This window comes from Marinobacterium marisflavi (assembly GCF_982447095.1).
In genome coordinates, this window is record NZ_OZ457898.1 from 2,152,683 (window position 1) to 2,171,757 (window position 19,075).

19 protein-coding genes are annotated in these 19,075 nt (G+C 54.1%); 14 read left to right on the forward strand and 5 right to left on the reverse strand.

Going from position 1 to position 19,075, the window contains the following annotated elements:
- Positions 1 to 1,233 carry a YihY family inner membrane protein gene (locus AC1WNR_RS10615; RefSeq protein WP_481645388.1) on the reverse strand — a complete coding sequence of 411 codons (1,233 nt, stop codon included), beginning with the start codon at positions 1,231 to 1,233 and terminating at the stop codon, positions 1 to 3.
- Between the two features lie 91 nt (positions 1,234 to 1,324).
- Here AC1WNR_RS10615 and arsC point away from each other — a divergent pair, with 91 nt between their 5' ends.
- Genes arsC through AC1WNR_RS10635 form a run of 4 tightly spaced genes read left to right on the forward strand, consistent with a single transcriptional unit; the run spans position 1,325 to position 4,274 of the window.
- Positions 1,325 to 1,672, forward strand: coding sequence for an arsenate reductase (glutaredoxin) (gene arsC / locus AC1WNR_RS10620; protein ID WP_481644465.1), 348 nt, complete (start codon positions 1,325 to 1,327; stop codon positions 1,670 to 1,672).
- On the forward strand, positions 1,672 to 2,256 hold the full coding sequence (gene wrbA, locus AC1WNR_RS10625; RefSeq protein ID WP_481644466.1) for an NAD(P)H:quinone oxidoreductase: 585 nt from the start codon (positions 1,672 to 1,674) through the stop codon (positions 2,254 to 2,256). The genes arsC and wrbA overlap by 1 nt, the downstream gene beginning before the upstream one ends.
- 9 nt (positions 2,257 to 2,265) lie before the next feature.
- Complete coding sequence (locus AC1WNR_RS10630) at positions 2,266 to 2,649, forward strand: DUF2069 domain-containing protein (protein WP_481644467.1); 384 nt, start codon at positions 2,266 to 2,268, stop codon at positions 2,647 to 2,649.
- Complete coding sequence (locus AC1WNR_RS10635) at positions 2,646 to 4,274, forward strand: SufS family cysteine desulfurase (protein ID WP_481644468.1); 1,629 nt, start codon at positions 2,646 to 2,648, stop codon at positions 4,272 to 4,274. The genes AC1WNR_RS10630 and AC1WNR_RS10635 overlap by 4 nt, the downstream gene beginning before the upstream one ends.
- Before the next feature lie 49 nt (positions 4,275 to 4,323).
- Here AC1WNR_RS10635 and dnaQ read toward each other — a convergent pair whose 3' ends face one another.
- Genes dnaQ through AC1WNR_RS10650 form a run of 3 tightly spaced genes read right to left on the reverse strand, consistent with a single transcriptional unit; the run spans position 4,324 to position 6,276 of the window.
- Complete coding sequence (gene dnaQ, locus AC1WNR_RS10640; RefSeq protein WP_481644469.1) at positions 4,324 to 5,046, reverse strand: DNA polymerase III subunit epsilon; 723 nt, start codon at positions 5,044 to 5,046, stop codon at positions 4,324 to 4,326.
- Positions 5,047 to 5,062: 16 nt separating this feature from the next.
- Complete coding sequence (gene rnhA / locus AC1WNR_RS10645) at positions 5,063 to 5,521, reverse strand: ribonuclease HI (protein ID WP_481644470.1); 459 nt, start codon at positions 5,519 to 5,521, stop codon at positions 5,063 to 5,065.
- Complete coding sequence (locus AC1WNR_RS10650; protein WP_481644471.1) at positions 5,518 to 6,276, reverse strand: class I SAM-dependent methyltransferase; 759 nt, start codon at positions 6,274 to 6,276, stop codon at positions 5,518 to 5,520. The genes rnhA and AC1WNR_RS10650 overlap by 4 nt, the downstream gene beginning before the upstream one ends.
- A gap of 79 nt (positions 6,277 to 6,355) precedes the next feature.
- On the opposite strand from AC1WNR_RS10650, the gene gloB reads away from it, so the two are divergent.
- From gloB to ahpF, 10 genes are all read left to right on the forward strand, one after another.
- The gene (gloB, locus tag AC1WNR_RS10655; RefSeq protein WP_481644472.1) at positions 6,356 to 7,129 is read left to right on the forward strand and encodes a hydroxyacylglutathione hydrolase; all 774 of its coding nucleotides are present in this window, start codon (positions 6,356 to 6,358) and stop codon (positions 7,127 to 7,129) included.
- Between the two features lie 99 nt (positions 7,130 to 7,228).
- Positions 7,229 to 8,809 (forward strand): lytic transglycosylase, encoded by a 1,581-nt coding sequence (locus tag AC1WNR_RS10660; RefSeq protein WP_481644473.1) that lies wholly within the window; start codon positions 7,229 to 7,231, stop codon positions 8,807 to 8,809.
- Complete coding sequence (locus AC1WNR_RS10665; RefSeq protein ID WP_481644474.1) at positions 8,809 to 9,051, forward strand: hypothetical protein; 243 nt, start codon at positions 8,809 to 8,811, stop codon at positions 9,049 to 9,051. The genes AC1WNR_RS10660 and AC1WNR_RS10665 overlap by 1 nt, the downstream gene beginning before the upstream one ends.
- 78 nt (positions 9,052 to 9,129) lie before the next feature.
- On the forward strand, positions 9,130 to 10,923 hold the full coding sequence (locus tag AC1WNR_RS10670) for an extracellular solute-binding protein (protein WP_481644475.1): 1,794 nt from the start codon (positions 9,130 to 9,132) through the stop codon (positions 10,921 to 10,923).
- Between the two features lie 9 nt (positions 10,924 to 10,932).
- Entirely contained in the window at positions 10,933 to 12,027 is a 1,095-nt protein-coding gene (locus AC1WNR_RS10675) for a microcin C ABC transporter permease YejB (protein ID WP_481644476.1), read from the forward strand.
- A gap of 2 nt (positions 12,028 to 12,029) precedes the next feature.
- Positions 12,030 to 13,055, forward strand: a complete 1,026-nt coding sequence (locus AC1WNR_RS10680; RefSeq protein ID WP_481644477.1) for an ABC transporter permease — start codon at positions 12,030 to 12,032, stop codon at positions 13,053 to 13,055.
- Entirely contained in the window at positions 13,052 to 13,573 is a 522-nt protein-coding gene (locus tag AC1WNR_RS10685) for an ATP-binding cassette domain-containing protein (protein ID WP_481644478.1), read from the forward strand. The genes AC1WNR_RS10680 and AC1WNR_RS10685 overlap by 4 nt, the downstream gene beginning before the upstream one ends.
- A 93-nt stretch (positions 13,574 to 13,666) precedes the next feature.
- On the forward strand, positions 13,667 to 14,641 hold the full coding sequence (locus AC1WNR_RS10690; RefSeq protein WP_481644479.1) for an ATP-binding cassette domain-containing protein: 975 nt from the start codon (positions 13,667 to 13,669) through the stop codon (positions 14,639 to 14,641).
- A gap of 208 nt (positions 14,642 to 14,849) precedes the next feature.
- Positions 14,850 to 15,413: an alkyl hydroperoxide reductase subunit C gene (ahpC, locus tag AC1WNR_RS10695; protein WP_481644480.1), complete on the forward strand. Its 564-nt coding sequence runs from the start codon at positions 14,850 to 14,852 to the stop codon at positions 15,411 to 15,413.
- 114 nt (positions 15,414 to 15,527) lie between these two features.
- Positions 15,528 to 17,114, forward strand: coding sequence for an alkyl hydroperoxide reductase subunit F (gene ahpF / locus AC1WNR_RS10700; RefSeq protein ID WP_481644481.1), 1,587 nt, complete (start codon positions 15,528 to 15,530; stop codon positions 17,112 to 17,114).
- An 82-nt stretch (positions 17,115 to 17,196) separates the two neighbouring features.
- Here ahpF and AC1WNR_RS10705 read toward each other — a convergent pair whose 3' ends face one another.
- Entirely contained in the window at positions 17,197 to 19,056 is a 1,860-nt protein-coding gene (locus AC1WNR_RS10705) for a SurA N-terminal domain-containing protein (RefSeq protein WP_481644482.1), read from the reverse strand.
- Positions 19,057 to 19,075: the final 19 nt, after the last annotated feature.

Sequence of the window (19,075 nt, forward strand, 5' to 3'; positions counted from 1 at the left end):
TTAGAGCTCCTTTATTTTTTGCTTTGGATCTGACTTTGCTGACTCAGCGAAAAACAGCTCAGCCAAACTCAGTTCAAACTGAGCATCCCGCCCCTCCTGCAGCGCCTGCAACCGAAGTGATAGGTTACGCTCCCAAGCTTCAGCTGAATCTGCAACTTGCAACGCGGTTTCGTTAAACATCTGATCGACCTGCTGTAGCTTGACCTGATGCAGTTCGCGTTTAATCAGCCAACTGCCATCCTCATCCCGCGCCAGCAACTCCAACGGCTCCAATTTCAACCAGATACGCTCCAGTGAAGCCGCTGTCATACCTTCAACCTGCTTCAACAGATGCGCCGGTTTGACACTTTCGCCCGCCAATTGCGCATGCGCCAGACGCTGCAGCAGGCGCAACGTAAGGTAGAGCTCCGATGTTGGGCTCTTGGTCGCCCCAACCGGTGTACTCAACAGCCGCGACAGAGTGCCGCCTGCAATAAATATCGACCAGCAGATAAAGATCCAAACAAGGAAGATTGGTACTGCGGCAAAGGCCCCATAGATCAGTTTGTAGGTCGGAAACTGGGTAATGAAGAAGCTAAATCCGCGCTTGGATAGCTCGAAAGCAAGTGCAGCAACAATGCCTGAGATAAGCGCCGCTCTCCAGGGCACAGGCGCATGGGGCACCACAGCGTAGATCAGAGTGAAGGCCGCAGCCGTCATCAGCCAGGGCAGCACCACGAGCAGATCGGCGGCACCGGTCAGCTGATCCAACCGCGCGAGCCCATATAGATAAGAACTCAACGCTAACCCAACACCAATAAGCAGCGGCCCCAGCGTCACCACAGCCCAGTAGATCAGTAAGCTGGCGAGGAATTTACGTCCCGAGCGCACCTGCCAGATACGATTCAACGCAGCCTCGATACTGCGCATCATCAACAGTGCCGTGATGAACAGGAAGATCACGCCGACCAGCGTCAGCGAGCGCGCCTGCTCCGCGAACTGAGCCAAAGAGGATTGGATCGCCGTACCTGTATCCGGTAGAAAGTTGGAGAAGATCATATCTTCAAGCTGCGTGCTGAGCCCTTGGAACGACGGCACCAACGCCAGCATCGCATAGCTGAGCGTCATCAGCGGCACTAGCGAGAAGAGCGTGGTGTAGGTCAGAGCAGCGGAGTGGAGTATCCCCTGTTCAGCCATGAAGTGCCCCGGAAGCCGCGCTAGGTTGCGCGGCAGTTGTTGCAGAATCGAGCGCATTTCAGACAATTTAAACTCCAACTGGTTCATCCAACTCACTACTTATACAATAGAGCGCTCTTGGCAATGTCACAAAGCTATCGAGAAACTTATGTCTATCACGATCTTGCACAATCCTCGCTGTTCTAAATCCCGTCAAACGCTCGCTCTCATGCAGGACCAAGGCATAGAGCCTGACGTGCGCGAGTACCTCAAAGAGCCGCTAAGCGCTGCTGAACTTAGCAACCTGGTTGAGTTGCTGGGCGTCGAGGCTAAAGCCCTGGTACGCAGTAAGGAAGATGAATTCAAAGCCACAGGTCTTGATCTCAATAGTGCCGGTGCCGATGAGTTAATCGCAGCAATGGTCGCAACGCCGAAACTTATGGAGCGTCCTGTTGTGATCAGTGACAAAGGCGCCCGTATCGGGCGCCCACCCGAGCAGGTGTTGGAGATTCTCTAATGTCCGACTACGTACTGGTGCTCTACACTAGCCGCCACGGCGATACCGCCAAACTGGCAGCGCACATTGCTCGCGGTGTTGAGGAGTCCGGTATGGAGGCGCGCCTGCGCACCTTGCCGCACAATCCCGGCGATACTGGTGAGCAAGCCGAGGACGGCACCCTCTATTGCACGTTGGACGATCTGAAAGGCTGCGCCGGCCTCGCTCTCGGTAGCCCCACTCGCTTTGGTCATATGACCAGTGCGATGCACCTGTTCCTAGAAAAGACCTCAAACCTGTGGATCAGCGGCGCACTCATCGATAAGCCGGCAACGGTCTTCACCTCTAGCAGCACGCTGCATGGTGGCCAGGAGAGCACACTACTCAGTATGATGCTGCCGTTGATTCACCACGGCATGTTAATTCACGGCATTCCATTCAGTGCTGAGCCACTGCATAGCGGCAGCGGCGGTGGATCACCTTATGGCGCGGGACATGTGGCCGGTGACAATGGTGAAAACCCCATCAATCAAGATGAACGCCAGTTGGCGCGCCTACAGGGTAAGCGCCTCGGTAAACTAGCGCAGCAGTTGGCTGCCGACTAAGGAGTCAGAGTGACACTCGAAGCTAAAGCCCGTATCTCGGGGCAGATCACCCGCATCAGTTTTGTGCTACTGCTAATCTTCTACACCGCTCGTTTTTTGTGGCTGGCACCTGCAAGTACCGGTAATTTTTGGGTGATCTGGCTGGTCTATCTGCTACCGTTGATCGGATTCACGCCTTCGGTTTTGTCTGGCAAGCCTCGCCCTCACGCCTGGCTGTGCTTTGTACTGCTAATCTACTTCCTGGGTGCCGTGATCACGGCAACTCAGCCACATCTGGCCCTTTATGGTTGGATCGAGGTGCTGCTGCTAGTGACTTTGTTTAACGGTGCAATGCTCTTCGCTCGCTGGCAGAGCCAGTGGAATCGAGCCCAAGCTGAGATCGCGAGTCAATGACCGAGCAGGAGCTCAAACGCCTGCGCACCGAGTTCCCAATACTCTCCACCCGTGTGGGGCGAGAACATCTGGCCTACTTCGATAACGCGGCGACCACTCAAAAGCCGCGCGTTGTTATCGATGCGCTGACAAACTACTACCGTAAGCACAACGCCAATGTACATCGCGCCGCTCACTATCTCGCGGCAGAGGCGACTCAGGCTTATGAAGCAGCGCGCAGGCGTGTGGCCGGTTGGTTGAATGTCGAGGCGCGCGAAATCGTCTGGACCCGCGGTACCACGGAAGCGATTAATCTGGTCGCCCAAACGTTTCTTGCACCCAAACTATGCGCTGGTGACCGCATCCTGCTGCTTGTCTCCAACCACCACGCAAACATTCTACCCTGGCAGCAGATCGCAAAAACTAAGGGCGCCCAGCTCGATGTAGTTGGGCTGACAGAGACCGGCGATCTTGACCTGCACCAGTACACCGAACAACTGAAGCAGCGGCCTAAAATGGTGGCATTGACGCATGTCTCAAACGCACTGGGAACCATCTACCCTATTGCAGAGATGGTGACTCAAGCCAAAGAGGCTGGTGCTTACGTGCTGGTCGACGGTGCTCAGGCCGTTGCGCATTTTGATGTAGACGTCAAAGCGATGAATGCAGACTTCTACACCTTCTCTGGCCACAAAACCTTTGGCCCCACCGGCATCGGCGTGCTCTTCGGTCGCTACGAACTGCTTGAAGCTATGCCGCCCTGGCAGACAGGCGGTGAGATGATTGAGCACGTCAGCTTTGCCGAAGCGGTGTATGCCGCCCCGCCTCTGCGGTTCGAAGCCGGGACCCCCAATATCAGTGGTGCTATTGCACTAGATGCAGCACTGCAGTACCTACAGCAGCGTGATCGCACAGCGCTCGAAGCCCATGAGCAGCGACTCATACGCCGGGCAGAGGCAGCACTTCAAGAGTTGCCCGGCCTACACCTGCTGCCTGCTGGTAGCCAACGCGTCGCGCTGCTTAGCTGCACGTTCGAGCAGTTCCAGGTGGCTGATGTTGCTGCCTATTTGGACAGCCGTGGTGCCGCTGTTAGAGCGGGCCACCACTGCGCACAGCCGCTATTACAAGCACTGAATATCGATGCGAGTCTGCGTATCTCGTTCGCGTTCTACAACACTGAACAGGAGGTCGATAGCCTTGTTAGCGCGGTGAAAGAGCTACTTCTACAGCCGTACCGCAGCAGTCAGGATGATCTCGAGACCCTAGTTACACAAGTCTACGAAGCAGCAGATTGGCCGAGTCGCTTTAGTTCACTGATGCGCCTTGCTGCAGGGCTACCGCCGGTGGCGACAGACCTGAGAGCACCTGAGTGGGAAGTTTTCGGCTGCGCCACCCGCACTTGGATGCGAATAGAGAGAGATACCAGCGAAAAAATCCACCTGCAGACCGATGCACAATCAAGGTTGATGCAGGGGCTGCTCTACCTGATCGCCCATGAAGTTAACGGAAAACAGGTTGAGCAGATCAATGTCGAACAGGTTGAAGACCGTTTGATTGAACTAGGTTTTGCATCTCAGCTAAGCCAGACGCGGGGCAACGCCATCCGTCACCTACTGTCGCACTTAAGGTCGCTGATTGCCGGTTGATAGCAACCCGACTAGTTTTTGCTATCAACAGGCACTGGTCGCTTCTGAGTCAGTGGACCGATTCCGGTGTTTGGCGCCAGACAGCACCCTCACTTTTTTTATCCAACAGGTCGAGAAATTGCTCGTGAGCGCTCAACTCCTCATCGTCGGCCATTACAACAGGTAGGCCTTGCGCCAGTTCAGCGGCAACTCGGCGAATCGCCTCACCGCCATCAGCATCCTCTTGCTCACCCGAGGAGAGCATCAGGGATGTCTGCCCTCCGGTAATCGCCAGATAGACATCCGCAAGGATCTCTGAGTCCAACAGTGCGCCGTGAAGTTCACGGTGCGAGTTATCAATATCGTAACGCCGGCAGAGTGCATCGAGGCTGTTCTTCTGTCCCGGATGTTTTTTGCGCGCAAGCAGCAGGCTATCGGTTACCGTGCAGATATCCTCAATACGCTCTTTGACGCCGTTACGGGCCAACTCAACATTAAGAAAGCCGACATCAAACGCCGCGTTGTGGATGATCAGCTCAGCCCCTCGAACGAACTCGACGAAATCTGCCATCACCTCTTTGAACTTCGGTTTGTCGTCGAGGAACTCATGGGTAATGCCGTGAACTTCCATCGCCTCAGCGTCGATCTCGTGATCGGGTTTTACATACTGGTGATAGGTGCGGCCAGTAAGCTTGCGCGCCTCCATCTCGACACAACCGATCTCGATAATGTTATGCCCTGCGTCAGGTTCCAGACCGGTGGTCTCTGTATCCATTACAATCTGACGTGCCATGCTCTATGCACCTCTATTACGCATTCTTAAGGTTCTCTTCAACTCCGCGATTGGCCAACTCATCAGCCTTCTCGTTACCGGGATCGCCACTATGCCCTTTGACCCAACGCCACTCTATTTGATGGTCCGCGCGCGCCGCATCAAGGCGCTTCCACAGGTCAGAGTTCTTCACAGGGCTACCTGAAGCGGTCTTCCAACCCTTTTTACGCCAGTTAGCCAACCACTCAGTGATGCCTTTGCGCAGATATTGAGAGTCTGTGTACAGGTGTACCGTTGAAGGGCGGTTGAGCAGCTCCAGCGCAGAGATCGCTGCAAGCAGCTCCATGCGGTTATTGGTAGTCTCGCGCTCTCCCCCCCAGATCTCTTTTGCGGCACTGCCATAGCTGAGCAGCGCTCCCCACCCCCCTGGACCGGGGTTTCCTTTGCAGGCACCATCGGTATAGATGGTGACCACCTTTTCTGAATGTGACGTCAAGTTTGGTTTCGCCTGATTCCGGAAGTTCTCGCGTTGGATTCTATCACTTGCAGGCCGCCAAGTAGACGTCTGTTCCACTCAGGTCGCAGCGGCGTCATACCTGCCACATCTTTTCGCGCCGTCATCAGCAGTAAATTCCCACTATGCCCGGGCAGCAATCGCACCAGCGATCCGAGCCAACGCATACGCCTGCGCCACTTCTCCTTTTCAAATGGGTAGTCGTAGCCTTTGGAGCGGGTTTTCAAGGAAGTTAGCTGCAGCAAGCGAAACCAGTCATGCAGGCGGCCCGAAGCCAGCATCTGACTACTGAACGGCGCCACTTCGCGCCCTTTGAAAAGCGAATGTAGCCCCATCAAACTATTCGGGTTGAACGTCAACAAGATCAGCGTTCCGCCGGGCCTCAGCACGCGTGCTGCCTCTCGCAGCACCTGATGGGGGTCATCAGAGAACTCCAACGCATGGTGCAGCACCAGAATATCGATCACTGCAGACTGCACCGGTAACTCCTCGGGTGTCGCTATCAGCGTATTGGACTCCATTCCCAGCTCAACCTGGGGTGCCAACAGCACGCCATGCTTAGCCCGGGCATGCTCACAAAACCAGCGACGCCCATCCAAGCTCACCTGCAACAGCCGATTGCCCTGTACCTCTGCCAGCGCCCGGTCAATCATCTGGCGCTCTTGCTCCAGCATCTGCTGACCCAAAGCTGTATCGTACCAGTGCTTCAGCTGGGATATTTGATTGCGAATATCCATCGTTAACGCGCCCCTTTTGCGTATACTGAACAGAAGTATTTATTATAGCTCTGTGCAGATCAACTCACGGGAGAGACCTATGCTACACGCCCACCCTATACCTGCCTTCGACGACAACTACATCTGGGCGCTGCGTGGCCATGCCCAGGACCAGGTCGCCGTGGTAGATCCGGGTGATGCAGAAGCGGTGTTTCACTACCTGCGTCAAACCAATGCCCAGCTCGCAGCTATCTTGATTACGCACCACCACTGGGATCACGCTGGAGGCGTTGCAAAGTTAGCCGCGCATTTCAAAGTGCCAGTCTACGGCCCGGCAGATACGCCGTTCAGTGGCATCACGGAGCCGCTGGTCGACGGAGCGGAGATTGAGTTGTTAGATAATCGCCTTCAAGTGCGAGCTGTACCGGCACACACGCTGGATCATATCGCCTACTTCCAGCCCGATGAACGGCCTCAGCTCTTCTGTGGCGACACGCTCTTTTTAGCCGGTTGCGGCCGGCTGTTTGAGGGTACGCCGAAGCAGATGCAAGAGGCGATGGACTACTTCGCCGCCTTGCCGGGCGAGACTGAGGTCTACTGTACCCACGAGTATTCGCTCACCAACCTGCACTTTGCAATTAAGGTTGAACCAAAGAACCGCGATATTCTTGCCGAGATGGAGCGCTGCACCGAACAGCGTCAGGCTAATCAACCTACTCTGCCAAGCAGCATCGCCACAGAACGTAAGATAAACCCCTATATGCGTACCCGCGAAGCCAGTGTTCGAGAGGCTGCAGAGCAGTTTTCAGGGCAGGCTCTACACAATGAAATTGAGGTGCTTGCAGCCGTGCGCGAATGGAAGAATAGCGCCTGAAAACTTTCCTTAATGCAAAATTAACAAATTTGACGTTGAGCGATCTGACACGTAAAATCTGGCGTACTTTTTCGGGTCACATTTGTCAGGTTTTACTTAATGGTTCGTCACGCCAAAATAGCAGTAGCATCACTCATAGTGCTGTTTATAGCCGGCTGTCAGACCGTCGCGCCGCAGAAGGATGCTGCGGTCTCTTCGCAGGAAGCGCCGGTCCGATACGTCAAACGCCAGAGCGCAACAGCGCCGGATCAGAAGGTTAAATCCGTTCTTCTTTCGCTAGAAGAGAAGCAGCAGAACAAAGATCTATGGCAGCTGACGCGTGAAAACATGGCACTGCCACGTTCACTTGATAACGAGAAAGTTCAAGCACGTATTAAGTGGTACGCGAAGCACGACCGTTATCTCGACAAAGTAGTGGTTCGTGCATCACGTTACTACCACTACATCCTGCATGAAGTTCTTAAGCGGGACATGCCTGCTGAACTCGCCCTCCTGCCGGTTATCGAGAGCAGTTACGACCCGATGGTCAAGTCACCTGCTCGCGCTGCCGGTCTCTGGCAGTTCATCCCAAGCACAGGCGACCACTTCGGTTTGAAGCGCAACTGGTGGTATGACGGTCGCCGGGATGTTGTCGCATCAACCGACGCAGCGTTAGATTACCTTGAGTACCTACACGGCTATTTTGATAACGACTGGTTATTGGCACTGGCTGCCTACAATGCTGGCGAGGGTAACGTTCGCAAAGCGATTAAAAAGAATCTAAAGCGTGGCAAGGCGACCGACTTTTGGAGTCTCGACCTGCCAAAAGAGACACGCGCCTATGTACCCAAGCTGTTGGCCGTCTCGGAGATCTTCCGCAACCCCGAAGCTCAGGGTCTAAGCCTCGCACCACTGGCAGATGAACCCCAATTTCAGATTGTTGAGACCGGTGGTCAGATCGACCTGGCACGTGCAGCCGAATTTGCTGGCGTTGAGATCGAACAGATCTACCAACTCAATCCAGGTTTTAGCCGTTGGGCAACCGATCCCGAAGGTCCGCACCACCTCCTTATACCTGCAGATAAAGCACCGCTCTTTGCCGATCGTCTGGCACAGATCGACGGCTCCGAACGAATGAGCTGGGCACTATACGAAGTTAAGCCAGGTGACACCTTGGGCGGTATCGCACAACGATTCAACACGAGCGTCGCCTCGGTACAGAGCACCAACAAGATCAAGGGTCACCTGATCCGTGTAGGCCAGTCTCTTCTGATCCCTGCTGCACTGGTTGACGCATCGGCTTATGCTTTAAGCGCTGATCAACGAGCTGAAAAGCGTCTGGCGCGCAAGGCTCCTAGCGGCAAAGCAAAACAGATTCACACCGTCGCATCGGGCGAGTCTCTCTGGAGCATCTCTAAGCTCTACAATACAACGCCGAAACAGATAGCACGTTGGAATGAGATGGGCGTCAAACAGACTCTCGGAATTAACCAGCAGCTTGTTGTCTATATTGATGCGCCACGCATCAGTGATGCTCTGGCTAAGGCTTACACGGTACAATCGGGGGATAACCTGGGTGCCATTGCTGCGAAATACTCGGTCAGCGTAGCGCAATTGCTGGAGTGGAACGATCTTCGCATTGACTCCCTCCTGCGGCCGGGCCAAAAGCTGGTTGTATCCGCTTTACCTGAGCAGAGCTAATGGACTGGCTTGCGATCACAATAATTGTGATCTCAGTACTGCTCGCTTTTCTTTTTAAGTTCGTATTTATCAAACGAGTGCGTCAGTGGGTCGATAGAGACCTGCTGAAAACCCTGTCGTCCGGGGATGCGGCCAAGCTTCAACAGCTGACACAACTCGACAACGAACTCAAACATCAGGGTGTCTCTCGAACAGAGCGCCACCTCCAGCTTGAGCAACTTGCGAACCAGCTGAAACAATAACTGCTGACAGAGTCGACAGATCCGGATTTTTAACGTTTACTTATAAAATAATAAGTTGCGATAGATAAGGAGTCTTAGATGAAGTTTTGCTGGCGTCAGAGTCTCGCGTCACTCGTGTTAATCAGCTCTAGCTTGGTGCAGGCAGCCGCTCCTGAATCACACGGCTTGGCGATGCACGGGGATCTGAAGTATCCCGCTGATTTCACCCACTTTTCCTATGCCAACCCCGATGCGCCCAAGGGCGGTAGTTTCCGTCAGGCCGCTATAGGCACCTTCGATAGCTTCAACCCCTTTATTGTCAAAGGCACCTCAGCCAGCGGCATCGGTCTGCTGTTCGACAGCTTGATGGGCCGTTCACTCGATGAACCCTTTACCCAGTACGGACTTCTCGCCGAGACCATCCGTATGCCGGAAGGCCGCAAATGGGTCGAGTTTGATCTGCGCGAGGCGGCTCAGTTCAGTGACGGCTCGCCAGTGCGTGCCGATGATGTAATCGAGACCTTCCGCCTACTGCGCGAAGAGGGTAGTCCTTTCTACAAGGCCTACTACAAAAACATCAGCAACATCTCCTCGCTAAACGACGGTTTGACCGTGCGCTTCGATTTCGGTGAGGAGGAGAACCTTGAATTGCCGTTGATTGTTGGCGAAGTGCCGATCATGAGTGCCGAGTATTGGGCTTCGCGTGATTTCGCTGCTCCTTCACTGGACCCTATTCTTGGATCTGGCCCCTATCTCGTAGGTGACATTGATCCCGGACGTAGTATCACGTACCAGCGCAACGCCGACTACTGGGGTGCTGACCTCGCAGTCAATAAAGGGCGCTACAACTTCGATCAGATGATCTACGACTACTACCGCGACAGCACGGTAGCCCTTGAGGCGTTCAAAGCGGGGCAGTATGACTTCCGTGAAGAGAACTCATCGAAGAACTGGGCGACCGGCTACACAGGCCCTGCGTTTGAGGATGGTCGCGCTAAACGTGAACTGGTAGATGACGCTAACCCGGCGGGGATGCAGGCGTTTATAATGAATACCCGTCGTAATCTATTTGAAGATAAACGTGTACGTCAGGCGATTACACTCGGCTTCGACTTTGAGTGGACCAACGCCAACCTCTTCTATGATGCCTACACCCGCAGTCACAGCTTCTTCTCTAACTCAGAGATGGCAGCAACTGAGCTGCCGACAGCTGCTGAATTAGAGATCTTGGAGCCACTTCGCGGCCAGATTCCAGATGAGGTATTTACTGAGGTCTATCGTGCCCCGACCACGAACGGTGATGGCCGTAACCGCACGCAACTGCGTGAAGCTCTGAAGCTACTGCGCGCAGCGGGCTGGAATCTCGATGCGGGCACACTGAAAAACAGCCAGGGTGATGAGTTCAAGTTTGAAATTCTTCTCGTCCAGAAAGATTTTGAGCGTGTAGTAGCGCCGTTCATCCAGAATCTTGAAAAGCTCGGAATGGAGGTGAGTATCCGCATCGTTGATGTCTCCCAGTACATCAACCGCCTGCGTGAAACTGACTTCGATATGATCGTCGGTAGCTTTGGTCAGTCGAGCTCACCGGGTAACGAGCAGCGTGAGTTCTGGGGATCTGAAGCGGCTGATCAACCGGGTAGCCGCAACCTTATCGGTATCAAGGATCCTGCTATCGACCGACTGGTAGAGCTGTTAATTCAGGCGCCAAATCGCGAACAACTGGTGCTGCGTGCGCGCGCACTCGACCGTGTTCTGCAGTGGAACCACTTCGTTGTGCCGCAGTTCCATATCGCGTCGCACCGAATCGCCTACTGGGATAAATTTGGCTTCCCAGCAACCCGCCCAACCTATGCGCTGGGCCTGGATACCTGGTGGTCTAAAGAGGCCAACTAAGGAGACAAGATGGCCGCCTACATTGTTCGGCGTCTGTTACTGATCATACCGACCCTGTTCGGCATACTGCTGCTGAACTTTATGATTATCCAACTGGCCCCGGGCGGGCCAGTGGAGCAGGCGCTCGCGCATATGCAGGGTATCGCGGTCGATGCCACAAGCCGCATAGGCTCTGGCGAAAAGTCGGACATCAGCGCGGATGCTTCCTCGGGCAGCGATAGTAAGTATCGCGGAGCCCAGGGGATGGATCCTGAACTGGTTGCCGAGATTGAGAAGCTCTATGGCTTTGATAAGCCCGCACATGAGCGCTTCTTCAAAATGGTTGGCGACTATTTAACGTTTGATTTTGGCCGCAGTTTCTTTAGTGACAAACCGGTTGTTGACCTGATTATTGAGAAGATGCCGGTCTCAATCTCTCTAGGGCTCTGGACGACATTGATCACCTATCTAGTCTCCATCCCGCTCGGTATCAGAAAAGCCGTTAAAGATGGCACGCCCTTCGATGTATGGACCTCCTCATTCATCATCGTAGGTTACGCTATACCCAATTTCCTTTTCGCTATTCTGTTGATCGTTATATTCGCGGGCGGCACCTATCTCGACTGGTTCCCATTGCGCGGACTCACCTCTCCCGGATGGGAGGAGATGAGCCTGATCGAGAAAATTGGCGACTATTTTTGGCATCTGGCACTACCTATTCTGGCGTCTGTCATATCGAGCTTCGCGACTCTGACGATGCTGACCAAAAACGCCTTTCTCGATGAGATACACAAGCAGTACGTGCTCACAGCGCGTGCCAAAGGGTTGAAGATGAAGGAGGTGCTTTACGGCCACGTCTTTCGTAATGCGATGCTGCTGATCATTGCCGGCATGCCAGCAGCCTTGATTGGGATCTTCTTCACCGGCTCGATGCTGATAGAGGTTATCTTCTCGCTTGATGGACTCGGACTGCTCGGTTATGAAGCGGTCATCAACCGTGACTATCCGGTGATTTTCGGCACGCTCTTTATATTTACGCTGGTAGGGCTGCTGCTGAAGCTGGTCTCTGATATCACTTATACCCTAGTCGATCCGCGGATCGACTTTGAGAGCAGGGATATGTGAGTATGGAATTAACACCATTACAGCGAAGACGCTGGCTAAACTTCCGCTCTAACAAACGAGCCTGGTGGTCACTGTGGATCTTCGGAGCTCTTTTCATACTGTCACTCTTTGCCGAGTTGCTTGCCAATGATAAGCCGCTGGTCATTACAACGCCTGAAGCCAACTTCTATCCGCTCTTCAGTGAGTACACTGAGCTCGATTTCGGCGGTGATTTCGATGCCCGAGTCGACTATCGCGACCCCTATGTTATCGAGCTTATCGAGGAGCAGCAGGGGCAGATAGTATGGCCGCTGATCAGGTTTACTTACGATACAATCAACTTCGATCTCGACCAGCCAGCACCCTCCCCGCCTACCGCTGTTAACTGGCTCGGTACTGACGATCAGGGGCGCGATGTGGTCGCGCGGCTGATCTACGGCTTTCGCATCTCAGTGCTCTTCGCGCTGGTGCTTACACTAGCCAGTTCGGTGATCGGAATCGTCGCCGGGGCCATGCAGGGCTACTACGGAGGCCGTCTGGACCTACTGATGCAGCGCTTTATCGAGATCTGGTCGGGACTGCCGGTACTCTTCCTGCTGATCATCCTCGCCAGCCTAGTGGAACCGAACTTCTGGTGGTTGTTAGGCATCATGCTTCTGTTCTCTTGGATGAACCTGGTTGACGTGGTGCGAGCCGAGTTTCTGCGAGCCCGTAACCTGGAGTATGTGCGTGCCGCCCGCGCACTCGGTCAGCCCAATCGCGTCATCATGTTTCGCCACGTACTGCCTAACGCGATGGTCGCCACGCTTACGTTTATGCCGTTTATATTCAATGGATCGCTGGTCACGCTAACGGCACTGGACTTCCTCGGTTTTGGCCTTCCGCCAGGCTCACCCTCGCTAGGTGAACTTGTGGCTCAAGGTAAAGAGAACCTACACGCGCCCTGGTTGGGTATCAGCGCCTTCCTTTCGCTCTCAGTGATGCTGACATTGCTGATCTTTATTGGGGAAGGGGTTCGTGACGCCTTTGACCCGAGGAAATCGATATGAGTCAGGATGCTCTGCTAAAGGTCGACAACCTGCATATCCGCTTTGCCGGACAAGCTGAACCGGTTGTAAAAGGGGTTAGTTTTGAGATCAAACCTGCTGAGACGCTTGCGCTGGTTGGTGAATCAGGGTCGGGCAAATCGGTCACTGCACTCTCGTTGCTAAAACTACTCCCCGAAAGCACCGAGTACCCTGAAGGCGAGGTGCGCTATCACGAGCAAGCACTGGTGCACGCGACTGAGCCGCAACTGCGTAAGCTACGTGGCAACCGTATTAGCTATATATTTCAGGAGCCGATGACCTCGCTCAACCCTCTGCATACGCTGGAGAAGCAGATTGGTGAGACGCTGCGGCTGCACAAGGGACTCAGTGGTAATAAAGCCCGCGCACGCGCTCTGGAGCTACTCAACCTCGTCGGTATCCCTCAGGCTGAGCGGCGTTTAAGCTCTTATCCTCACGAACTATCTGGCGGGCAACGCCAGCGAGTTATGATCGCGATGGCACTGGCCAACGAGCCCTAGTTATTAATCGCCGATGAGCCCACAACCGCGCTGGACGTCACCATTCAGCAACAGATTCTTGAGCTGCTGCAGGAGTTACAGCAGAAACTAGGTATGGCGATTCTGTTGATCACCCACGACCTCAACATCGTGCGTCGCTACGCCCACCGGGTCTGTGTGATGCATCAGGGCGTGCTAGTCGAACAGGCAGAGACTGCCAAGATCTTCAGTCAGGCAGAGCACCCCTACACGCAGAGCTTGCTGGATGCAGAGCCCAGCGGGCAGCCAGAGCCCGTCAGCGACACCGCGCCGGTGCTACTCAATGCTGACCAGATGAAGGTCTGGTTTCCGCTCACACGTGGTCTGTTTAAGCGCGTCTATGATCATGTCAAAGCGGTTAATTATATTAGTCTGCAGCTACGTCAGGGCGAAACGCTTGGCATTGTTGGCGAGTCCGGTTCCGGTAAGAGCACTCTAGCGATGGCGATTCTGCGATTGATCCGTAGCGAAGGTGAGATCAGCTTCGAATCCAACCGCATCGACGCGAAAACTCAAGTTGAGCTGCGCCCTCTGCGTCAGTCGATGCAGATCGTATTCCAAGACCCCTACGGCAGCCTCAGTCCGCGTATGACGATTGAGGAGATAGTTGCCGAGGGGTTGGAGGTGCAAGGAGTTACCGACCGTGCTGAGCGCGCGCGCAGAGTGATAGACGCACTCAATGACGTACAGCTAAATCCAAACATTCGTGATCGCTACCCGCACGAGTTCTCCGGCGGACAGCGCCAGCGTATCGCTATAGCGCGCGCGCTGGTTTTAAGACCTAAACTGATTGTTCTCGATGAGCCCACCTCAGCACTGGATCGCAGCGTGCAGAAGCAGATTGTTGAGCTACTGCGTGACCTGCAGGCACGCTATCAGCTGAGCTATCTATTCATTAGCCACGATCTTGCCGTGGTACGCGCGTTGAGCCATCGCATTATGGTGATGCAGGGTGGTGAGCTAATTGAGGAGGGTGAGACCGAGCGACTCTTCCACGCTCCTCAGAGTCCATATACCCAAGCGCTGATCGAGGCCAGCGGGATCGCCTGAACGGAGGAGCCCCCTCGAAGAGCTAGCGATCAAGTTCTCGCACCAACACCCGCTCATTTTTTAATCAATTCTATTACTTACCGTAATTCTCATAAAATTTTCTTATCGACTATCTAAAAACTATTAATTTTGACTCTTTAATAGATTTCATTAACATGCGCTCCGTCTTAAAGATTAAGCAACCAACCTATAGATGGAGTTTTACTGAATGTCTTACATCAATTCTGAAGTTAAGCCGTTTAACGCTACCGCTTTCCACGCTGGCGAATTCGTTGAAGTTTCTGAAGCTGACCTCAAAGGTAAGTGGTCTGTAGTTTTCTTCTACCCTGCTGACTTCACTTTTGTATGTCCTACTGAGCTGGGTGACCTGGCTGACAACTACGAAGAGTTCAAAGCTCGCGGCGTCGAGATCTACGCAGTTTCTACTGACACGCACTTCACTCACAAAGCGTGGCACGACTCTTCAGAGACAATCAACAAGATCCAGTACCCAATGATCGGCGATCCAACAGGTACTATCACTCGCAACTTCGGTGTAATGATCGAAGAAGCTGGTCTGGCTGATCGCGGTACTTTCGTAATCAACCCAGAAGGTCAGATTCAGATCGTTGAGATCTCAGCTGGCGGTGTCGGCCGTGACGCTCAGGAGCTGCTGCGCAAGATTAAAGCAGTTCAGTACGTTGCTGCTAACCCAGGCGAAGTGTGCCCAGCTAAATGGAAAGAGGGTGAAGAGACTCTTGCTCCTTCGCTGGACCTAGTTGGCAAGATCTAAGCGATCGCTAACCGGCTGTACCCGGGGCCGCCAGTCGGCGGCCTCACTTTTGAGCGCTTCTGCGCTGCTCGCCACACCTTCCCTTAAAAACTTAAGCAATAGATCGAGGTCTATATGTTAGATGCGAACATCCTTAAACAACTTGATGCTTACCTTGGCTACATCAAACAGCCAATCACCCTGCACCTCGCTGCGGATGAGTCTGCAAAGGGACAGGAGTTGAGCAACCTGGCAAACACACTGGCCGAGCGCTCTGCGCTAATCAGCGTTGAGAGCTGGGAAAACAATCGTAAGCCAGCCATGTCGATCTCTGCACAGGGCGACAAAACCCCGCGCGTAGTTTTTGCTGGCGTACCTATGGGTCATGAGTTCACCTCACTGATCCTGGCACTGCTACAGGCGGGCGGACATCCGTCTAAGGCCTCGGAGCAGGTGCAACAACAGATTAAAGGTCTACAGAGCAAGATGAACTTTGAGATTTATATCTCACTGTCGTGCCAGAACTGTCCTGACCTGGTACAGGCGCTTAACCTGATGGCGCGTCTGAATCCAAACGTAAGCGCCACCATGATTGACGGTGCGCTATTCCAGCAGGAGGTCGATTCACGTCAGGTGATGGCTGTACCTGCGGTATTTTTGAACGGTGAGCTGTTCGTACAGGGCCGTACAGAGCTGGAGGAGATTCTGGCGAAGCTGGACACCGCCGGTGCCGATCGCGCCGCAGCAGAGCTCTCAGAGCGCGAGCCATACGAAGTGATGGTTGTGGGTGGTGGCCCTGCGGGCGCTGCAGCGGCGATCTATGCGGCTCGTAAGGGTATTCGCACTGCGTTGGTCTCCGAACGTTTCGGTGGTCAGGTGCAGGAGACTATGGGCATCGAGAACCTCATATCTGTACCTTACACCGAAGGACCGAAGCTAGTTGCAGCGATGGAACAGCACGTCAAAGAGTACGATGTCGACCTGATTACCCATCAGCGTGCAGCAGCACTCGGTGCGGCGGATGGTTACCACGCGCTAGAACTTGAGAGTGGTGCAACGCTTAAAGCGCGCTCTGTGATTCTTGCAACTGGTGCGCGCTGGCGCGAACTGAATGTACCCGGCGAACTAGAGTATCGCGGCAAAGGCGTAGCCTACTGCCCTCACTGTGATGGCCCGCTATTCAAAGGCAAACGCGTTGCTGTTATTGGTGGTGGTAACTCGGGTATCGAAGCCGCGATTGATCTGGCCGGTATCGTTAAGGAAGTCACCGTACTGGAGTTCAGCGATACCCTGCGTGCCGATCAGGTGCTGCAGGACAAAGCTAACTCTATGGGCAACATCCGCATCATTAAGATGGCTCAAACTACCGAAGTGGAAGGCGACGGTCAGCGTGTGACCGCGATCAACTACACCGATCGCAAAAACGCAGAAAATCATCGCATTGAGCTTGAAGGTATCTTTGTGCAGATCGGTTTGATCCCGAACACCGAGTGGCTTAAAGGCGGTGAGCTGGAGCTTTCAGCGCACGGCGAAATTCAGATCGATGCCAAGGGTGCGACTAACATCCCAGGCGTATTCGGTGCCGGTGATGCTACCAGCGTGCCCTACAAGCAGATCGTCATCTCAATGGGCGCTGGTGCCACTGCTGCACTGAGTGCATTCGATCACCTGATTCGCACTCCTGCACCCGTGGTCGAAGCCGAGGAAGCGGCGGTCGCCTAACTGAAACCAGTCTAAATGCTGCAAGCAATAAAAAGGCGAGCTGAGGAGCTCGCCTTTTTCGTTCTCTGATCGAACCGATCTATCAGTTAATCTCGATCTCTGCTGACGCCTTCAACTGTTCAAAGTAAGCGTTGAACGCCTTCTCTCCTTGCAGATTAGCCAGCATACGACCGATCTGCTGACGCTGCTCAGCTTCGAGCTGCTCACCGGCAACACCCACCGCGTCAACGGTTAGCACGGCAGCACTCCCATCAATCAATTTGATGCTGGTGAACACCGGTGTGGTACCAGGTTTGGCCTGAGCGAAAGCGCGAGAGACCAACTGCGGTGGTAAACCAGCATCAGCACCACGCATCACCGCCTCAGCAGTTTCAAACACGAGGTCAGTCGTTTCACCTGCGTTCAGCTGCTTCGCTAGCGCATCCGCTTGCTCAGCAACGGCTTTTGCTGCCTTCTCCTGCTTGAGCTGTGCAATCAGGTCTTCGCGAACATCGTCCAACGTCAGCTGACGTGCAGGGATCTCCTCATTGAGGTGCAGCACCATCGTGCGGCCGGAATCGAGCTCGACAAGATCAGAGTTGAGTTGCTCTTTGAGGACGGTATCTGAGTTCGCCGCACGGATAACGCGCTGATTGGCAAACAGCCCCTCACCGCCACTCTTAGCAAAAGGCTCTGAGGTCAGAATCTTCAGTCCGAGCTCTTCGGAAGCTGCCACCAAGTCACCCGATGAGAAGGCCAAATCAGCCAGACGCTCTAGCGCAACCACATAGGCCGCCTCGGCCTCCTGCTGGGCGATCTGTTCACGCAGGTCGTACTCTGCTTCAGCAAAGCTCGGCGCCTCAGTCTGGCGAATCGAGTCCAGTTTAATCAGGTGAACACCAAACTCAGTGGTAACAGGTTCAGACACTTCGCCTTCATTCAGCGCGAACAGCGCATCATCGAAAGCACCAGCAAAGAAGCCTTTTGTCATGTAACCCAGCTCACCACCCATAGGTGCAGAGCCGATATCCTGAGATTCTACTTTAGCCAACTCTGCAAAATCAGCACCAGCTGCAATCTGCTGACGCAGCTCCGTAGCTTTAGCCACGGCCTGCTCGGCGCTCTGAGAGTCGTTAACCTCGAGTAGGATGTGACGGGCGAAGCGCTCCTCTTGAGCCTGGAAATCTGCCTTGAGGTTCTCGTATGCGGTATTGAGTTCAGCTTCGCTAACCTGATCAGGGAAGGAGAACTGCTCAAGCTCGAGCAGGACGTAATCCATAACGAGCTGTTCTGGTGTCTGCATCAATGCCGAGCGCTCATCGTAAGCGGCTTGTAACTCTGCATCACTAATCTCAACACTCGCTTCATCCGGCGCGATCAGCGCATAGCGAATGTCACGTGTCTGGCGATTAAGTTCCAGCATGCGGTCCAGCTCAGCCGGCGTAACAAAGGCGGAATCTGCATAGGCACGACGCTGCTGGTCGACGAGTGTCATTGTGCGGAGCAGATCACGGTAGCTCAGCGGTGTGAAACCGGCACTACGCAGCGTAGCTTCAAACTGGTTGCGATCGAAGCGACCCTCAACCTGGAAGTCTGGCGTATTGACGATCAACTGATCGAGCATCTCTTCAGACACAAATAGACCACGGTCATCAGCGGTTGTCTCTTGCAACGTACGGTCTACAAGGCTCTCGAGTACCGATTTGCGCAGTAGGTTGTCGTCCAACATCGCAGGGTCCGCATCCGCACCCATCTGATTCAAAATCTGTCGGCGCTGTAACTCAACACCACGGAACAGCTCCTGCTCTGTAATTTCAGCACCATTTACCTTAGCTGGCGCAGGCTTCGCTGTCGCCAAACCAACGAGGGAATCCACACCCCAGAGAGCAAAGACAACAATAATCAAACCCACAAGGATCTTCGCGATGATTCCTTGTGAGTTGTCGCGCATAGATTGCAACATCTCTATATCAATCCTTAAA